We start from the raw sequence: 6,644 nt of genomic DNA on the forward strand, positions 1-6,644 counted from the left end.
ATGATGAAAACTTTCCCGATGTTTTTGACAATGACAGGCCGCCGCGTGGTCATCGCAGGCGGTGGCGAACAGGCCGCGCAAAAATGTCGGTTGATCCTAAAAACCGAAGCGCAAATCAGCGTGCTTGCCCCGGCGCTGGACCCAGAACTGGCTGACCTTCATGCGGCAGGCAAAATCAGCTGGAACAATTCACCGATCACGCCTGCACAATTTGCGGATACAGCCTTGGTATTCATCGCGACGGGTTGTCCCGGCGTGGACTCCGCCCTGCACGCATTGGCCAAAGAAGCGGGTTGCACCGTAAATGTCGTTGACCGCCCGGACCTGTGCGACGCGATCACGCCGTCGATCGTTGACCGTTCACCCGTGGTTGTGGCCATTGGCACCGAAGGCACCGCACCGGTTTTGGCCCGCCAGATAAAAACCCGCATGGAAGAAATATTAGAACCACGTCTGGGCGATCTTGCCGCTGTCGTCGGGCGGCTACGCGACAGTGCAGCGCAACGGTTGCAGCCACGACAACGGCGCGACCTGTGGCGGTGGGTATTCAATGGCCCAGCCCGCGACGCGCACAAGCGCGGGGCCGAACGCGAAGCTGCGCAATTGATCAAAGACGCAATTTCTAGCGGTGATTTTGGCTCCTCTGATACGGCGCCTGTCGCCTTTGTGGGTGCTGGTCCGGGGGCCAAAGACCTGATGACCCTGCGCGGCGTGCAACGCCTACAAGAAGCGGATGTGATCTTTTACGACCAATCAGTTGACCCGCAGATCCTTGAACTTGCGCGACGCGACGCTGAACGCGTTAACCTTGATCAGGCGGGGGACTGGCCCGCGCAAAAGGGTGCAGGGTTATTGATCGCAGCCGCGCGCCAAGGCAAACGCACCGTCAGACTAAGCGCGGCGCATCATTTAGAAACCACAGCCCTCCAAGCGGCCGATATCGCGTTTGAGATTGTCCCCGGTGTGCAGGCCAAACCAGCGCGCCTAGCGCGATCCCTGTAATTGAGCATTTGAACGATCCAAGGCTTGCGCCACTGCAAGTGAGAACATATCATGAACAAAACAGCAGCCGAGTCGCGTTCATGTTTACGATCCCTTTACCTCAAATAGGAACGGACATCGCATGGCGCGATGCAGCCAAACGCCTGATGGGCGCGGGCATTCCGCCACATGAAATCTTGTGGGATTTTTCGGGTGCGTTTGCGCCGCTATTGGATAGTGCAACGAATTTACCTACCCCCAAACGCCGGGTGCAAGCCCCGCATAGTTTTCTGCGCCTCGTGCAATCCGTGATCTGGCACAAAGCCGATGACCGTTTTACACGGCTTTACGCGCTGCTTTGGCGGTTGCGGGCCGCGCCGAATCTGATGAATGAAAACATGGACCCCGATGTTATCGCGCTGCGCGCATACGAGGACGATGTGCTGCGCGCCCAAGCAAAGATGCAAAAATCCATCAGTTTTCGGGACCTGCGCCAAGGCGGTGCACGTCATAGCTTTGCCGCGTGGTACACGCCTACGCATCATGTTGTTGAACCCTGTGCACCTTTTTTTGCCAGGCGATTGCCGCAGCTGGATTGGATGATCACGACGCCAGACGTGACAGCGCAGTTCATCGATGGCAATCTTAGCTTTCATCCGGGCCAGCCCAAACCGGACTTGCCGCGCGGCAAGATGCAGATGGATCATTATCTTGGGGATTTGTTTAACCCATCTGGGGAAATTCAAGCCCCCCGTACGTGAACACCCATCGGAGCGCGTCGCGAAATCACCCGATTTAGTTGACGTTCCGGTAAAGAAAATCATGAAACTGTCTCCTACACGACAACGTGACCATCGAAAACAATCGTATATTACCCCCGTGTAACGAGTTAAAATTTACTTAACTTCCGTTGTTTGGAAGCAACTGCCGCCTTAGCCCTGTTTATAGGGGCTAGGCGGCGCTATCATTTCTTCACGCGAATCTATTGCTTAGTTTTCAAGTGAAGGCCTGCCGCATGAAAAACTCTGTCCGGTTTCCGCATTTGCTCGATTGCGGCTTGCTGCGCGACCTTTCTGACGACAAGAAGACCGAATTTCTCGACGCTTGTGCTCTCCGCGTATTGGGCAAAGATACCCCCCTGCTCACGCAGTCGGAATATACGGTCGGCATGTTCCTTGTGGCCACCGGGTCAGTTGAGGTGAGTTTTCTAAGTAAAGATGGCCATAAATCTATCATCTATCATGCTGGCCCCAATGAAACGCTTGGTGTGGTTGAAGCCATCGCAGATCGGCCTTGCGCCGCGACATGTGTTGCTTTTGCGAATTCAACAGTCTTGTTCTGCCCGACAGCGCTCTTGTATGAACAGTTGAAATCGCCTGTTTTTATTCGCAACACCGCCGCCGCAACCCATGACATCATGACCCGCGACAACATGTTCAAATCCGCCGACCAGTTTTACACGGCTGAACAAAAAATTTGCCTCTACCTCGAATACCTATCGTCACAAAACTTTAAATTCATGCAAAGCCAGTCTTATCTGGCCAATGCCGTCGGCTGTTCGCGCCAAACCGTCAACAAAGAGCTGGGACGGCTGCGCGACCTTGGCATTGTCGATGTGACCAAAGGTATTATTAGCGTGCTTGACCATGATGCCTTGGTCAAGCGGATGGACGATCTGGACCCAAACAAGTAATCGCTAAGGTCCAGGAACAAAGCGCCTTTAGGTGTTAAACAAGAAATGCATCACATCGCCATCTTTGACGATATACGCTTTGCCTTCAGCACGCATTTTACCACCTTCTTTTGCGGCTTGTTCACCACCCAAAGAGACAAAATCATCATAGCCAATGGTTTCCGCTCGGATAAATCCGCGTTCAAAATCGCCGTGAATGACACCAGCCGCCTGCGGCGCGGATGTGCCTTCTTTGATGGTCCAAGCGCGGGCCTCTTTCGGGCCAACGGTGAAATAGGTTTGCAGATGCAGCAGTTCATAGCCCGCCCGGATCAAACGATCGAGCCCGGCTTCCTCTAGCCCCATTTCACCCAAGAACATTTCCGCTTCATCGGCCTCAAGCTGGCTGATTTCTTCCTCAATACGGGCCGAGATCACAACGTGAGAATTGCCTTGGGCGGCGGCCATTTCAGCGACGCGCGCAGATTGGCTATTGCCTTCTCCGGCGCTGTCTTCTTCGACGTTACAAACGTACAGAACTGGCTTCGTGGTCAGCAATTGCAGCAATTTCCATGCTTTCGCGTCTTCTTCATCAACGTCCACGGTGCGCGCGGGCTGCCCGTCTTCAAGCGCGGCTTGTGCGGCTTCAAGCAAACGCACCTGCTGCACCGCGTCTTTGTCGCCGCCCTTTACCTTGCGTACAAGGTTTTGCAGACGTTTCTCGATGCTTTCAAGATCAGACAGCATCAATTCAGTTTCAATAACCTGCGCGTCTTCGACCGGGTCAACGCGCCCATCGACATGGGTGATGTCGTCATCTTCGAAACAGCGCAGCACATGGGCGATGGCGTCGCATTCGCGGATATTGGCAAGGAATTGGTTCCCCAGCCCTTCGCCTTTTGATGCGCCTTTGACCAGACCTGCAATATCAACAAAGGTCATCCGTGTTGGGATGATCTGCTTTGAACCTGCGATGGCGGCCAATTTATCAAGCCGCGCGTCAGGCACGCCCACGTCACCAACATTGGGTTCAATCGTACAAAACGGAAAGTTCGCCGCCTGCGCCGCAGCCGTTTTGGTCAGCGCATTGAAAAGGGTTGATTTGCCTACATTTGGCAAACCCACGATACCCATTTTGAAACCCATGTCAGCTCTCCTTGAAACTCCTTGGGCTTCTAGGGGGGGAATGGCTCTGGTGCAAGATAAACAGGTTGCAATTGCCTGCGCCCCATTGATTTTCCGCATTTCTTCGCGCAAACCATGCCTAAGAAGATATTCGGGGACGATCATGAGCAGAATCGACGCAAAATTCGCGCAATTGCGTACTGAGGGTAAAAAGGCATTTGTCGCCTATGTCATGGCGGGTGATCCCGATTACGACAAAGGGCTTGAAATCGTCAATGGCCTACCTGACGCGGGCGTCGATATTATCGAACTGGGTGTGCCGTTTACGGACCCAATGGCTGACGGCGCGACGATTCAGCTTGCAGGCCAACGCGCACTAGAGGCGGGGCAGACGCTCGAGAAAACGCTGCAATATGCCCGTGATTTCCGCAAAGGTGACGACACCACTCCGATTGTGATGATGGGCTATTATAACCCGATCTATTCACGCGGCGTCGATCAGTTTTTGACAGATGCGGTTGCGGCTGGCATCGACGGGTTGATCATCGTGGATCTGCCGCCCGAAGAAGACGAAGAACTGTGCATCCCAGCCCAAGCCGCAGGCATCAACTTTATCCGCCTCGCGACCCCAACAACCGACGATAAGCGCCTGCCCAAAGTGCTGCAAAACACCTCTGGCTTTGTCTATTATGTTTCCGTGAATGGCATCACCGGCACCGCCGAGGCCCAACCGGACCATGTCGCCCCAGAGGTCGCACGGATCAAAGCCAAAACCGACCTGCCCGTGATCGTTGGTTTCGGGATCAAAACACCCGAAGCCGCCGAAGGCATCGCGCAGATTGCCGACGGCGCCGTGGTCGGCTCCGCCATTGTCGATAAAATCGGCAAAGGCGAAAGCACCGCCGACGTGCTGGCGTTCGTGAAATCCTTGGCGGATGGCACACACCGAGGATGATCTCCCGCGCGCAGTTAAAGATAAAGTAAAATTCACGCGCGCCCGCTTCGGGCGCGCGATTGTTTTTAACATACTGCCGTCTACATTTTGTCGCAGCAGTATCGGTGTATATTGCCTTGCATTCTCAATATTGGTAACAAGACCTAACCAATTTGAGGATTCCTGACATGCCTGTCATCACCACAATCGACGATCTTAAGCGTCTGCATAAACGCCGCGCGCCGAAGATGTTTTATGATTACGCGGAAAGCGGCAGTTGGACCGAACAGACATTTCGCGAAAATACCTCTGATTTTGACCAAATTCGTCTGCGCCAACGTGTGGCCGTGGATATGTCAAACCGCACTACCAAATCGCAGATGATTGGGCAGGATGTGGCGATGCCCGTGGCGCTTGCGCCCGTCGGGCTGACCGGGATGCAATGCGCAGATGGAGAAATTAAGGCCGCAAAGGCCGCAGAGAAATTTGGGGTGCCCTTCACCCTTTCGACCATGTCGATTTGTTCGATCGAAGACGTGGCGGAAAACACCAAAAACCCGTTCTGGTTTCAGCTTTACGTCATGCAAGACGAAGAATTCGTCGACAACATCATTGCCCGCGCCAAGAATGCAGGCTGTTCAGCGCTTGTCCTGACGCTTGATCTGCAAATCCTTGGGCAACGGCATAAAGACCTGAAAAACGGCCTTACGGCCCCGCCGAAACTGACGATCCCCACAATGATCGACCTTTCGACAAAATGGCGCTGGGGCTTAGGCATGCTGCAAACAAAACGCCGCAGCTTTGGCAATATCGTCGGACACGCCAAAAACGTTGGCGACACCAGCAGCCTTGCCTCTTGGACCTCGGAACAGTTCGAACCCAAGCTTGACTGGGATATGATCGCGAAACTGAAAGAGAAATGGGGCGGCAAGCTGATCCTCAAAGGCATTCTGGACGTCGAAGATGCCAAACAAGCCGTCAAAATTGGCGCCGACGCGATTATCGTCAGCAACCACGGGGGTCGCCAATTGGACGGCGCGCTGTCTGCCATTCGTATGTTGCCGTCGATTGTTGCCGCCGTCGGGGGTCAGGTCGAAGTTCACATGGACAGCGGCATCCGGTCTGGCCAAGACGTCCTGAAGGCGCTCGCACTTGGGGCAAAAGGTGTCTACATCGGGCGCGCCTTTGTTTATGGGCTTGGCGCCATGGGTGAATTAGGGGTGACAAAGGCGCTAGAAGTGATTCACAAAGAGCTGGACTTGACAATGGCGCTGTGCGGACGGCGTGACGCCAAGTCACTTGATTCTGATGTGCTCCTTGTCCCTCAGGATTTCGAAGGGAACTGGCAAAGCCAGCCTGACCAGCCGTAGATTTGGCGCAAAAACACCTGCTTTTTCGCAACATTGTCAAAATAATCGTCGCGATCTTCACGAAAACGTTGACCTGTACTGTCAGCAAATTAAAGCTATCGCTGAATGCGGATCACGCGGCGCTGCGCCGTAACTGCACTCGTATAGATTTGAGACCAACTAGGAGAACCAAAATGCGTTTCACAACTACTCTCGCCGCTGCGACGGCAATTGCCCTGACATCAACAACTGCCTTTGCTGGCGGCGTTGCACCTGTCATCATCGAACCTGTCGAAGTGATGGAAGAGCCAGCAACATCTTCTGTTAAACCTGCTTACATCGTTTTGGGTGTTCTAGCTGCGCTGCTGATCGCGTCACAGCTTGATGACGACGATGACGAAGAAGACGTCGCACCTATCTAAGCACTATTGGCCTGCAGCGACACTTTTGCTGCGGGCCGCACGATCTACTAGTATGGTGACGATCTGCGTGTTAATATAAATTTTTAAAGCTCAAATACACAACCACATATATTTCGGAGAACCAAAATGCGTTTCACAACTACTCTCGCCGCTGCAACGGC

7 protein-coding genes are annotated in these 6,644 nt (G+C 53.9%); 6 read left to right on the forward strand and 1 reads right to left on the reverse strand.

Translation table 11 applies throughout. The features are described from left to right. The 3 genes from Yoon_RS14825 (at nucleotide 1) to Yoon_RS14835 (ending at nucleotide 2,674) form a co-directional block, all read left to right on the forward strand. A complete protein-coding gene (locus Yoon_RS14825) occupies nucleotides 1-1,002 on the forward strand; it encodes a siroheme synthase (RefSeq protein WP_238113227.1) in 1,002 nt (333 codons plus the stop codon). Between the two features lie 80 nt (nucleotides 1,003-1,082). Further along, complete coding sequence (locus Yoon_RS14830) at nucleotides 1,083-1,742, forward strand: DUF4130 domain-containing protein (RefSeq protein WP_238113228.1); 660 nt, start codon at nucleotides 1,083-1,085, stop codon at nucleotides 1,740-1,742. Nucleotides 1,743-1,996: 254 nt separating this feature from the next. After that, the gene (locus tag Yoon_RS14835; RefSeq protein WP_238113229.1) at nucleotides 1,997-2,674 is read left to right on the forward strand and encodes a Crp/Fnr family transcriptional regulator; all 678 of its coding nucleotides are present in this window, start codon (nucleotides 1,997-1,999) and stop codon (nucleotides 2,672-2,674) included. A gap of 27 nt (nucleotides 2,675-2,701) precedes the next feature. On the opposite strand, the gene ychF is transcribed toward Yoon_RS14835, so the two are convergent. Beyond that, nucleotides 2,702-3,799: a redox-regulated ATPase YchF gene (gene ychF, locus Yoon_RS14840; protein WP_238113230.1), complete on the reverse strand. Its 1,098-nt coding sequence runs from the start codon at nucleotides 3,797-3,799 to the stop codon at nucleotides 2,702-2,704. Nucleotides 3,800-3,941: 142 nt separating this feature from the next. Here ychF and trpA point away from each other — a divergent pair, with 142 nt between their 5' ends. The 3 genes from trpA to Yoon_RS14855 all read left to right on the forward strand — a co-directional run bounded on the left by trpA (nucleotide 3,942) and on the right by Yoon_RS14855 (nucleotide 6,483). Beyond that, a complete protein-coding gene (trpA, locus tag Yoon_RS14845) occupies nucleotides 3,942-4,733 on the forward strand; it encodes a tryptophan synthase subunit alpha (protein WP_238113231.1) in 792 nt (263 codons plus the stop codon). A 167-nt stretch (nucleotides 4,734-4,900) separates the two neighbouring features. Next, nucleotides 4,901-6,082, forward strand: a complete 1,182-nt coding sequence (locus tag Yoon_RS14850) for an alpha-hydroxy acid oxidase (RefSeq protein ID WP_238113232.1) — start codon at nucleotides 4,901-4,903, stop codon at nucleotides 6,080-6,082. Nucleotides 6,083-6,255: 173 nt separating this feature from the next. After that, nucleotides 6,256-6,483 carry a hypothetical protein gene (locus tag Yoon_RS14855; RefSeq protein WP_238113233.1) on the forward strand — a complete coding sequence of 76 codons (228 nt, stop codon included), beginning with the start codon at nucleotides 6,256-6,258 and terminating at the stop codon, nucleotides 6,481-6,483. Nucleotides 6,484-6,644 lie beyond the last annotated feature (161 nt).

Source organism: Yoonia sp. I 8.24, assembly GCF_022096995.1.
Lineage (GTDB): Bacteria > Pseudomonadota > Alphaproteobacteria > Rhodobacterales > Rhodobacteraceae > Yoonia.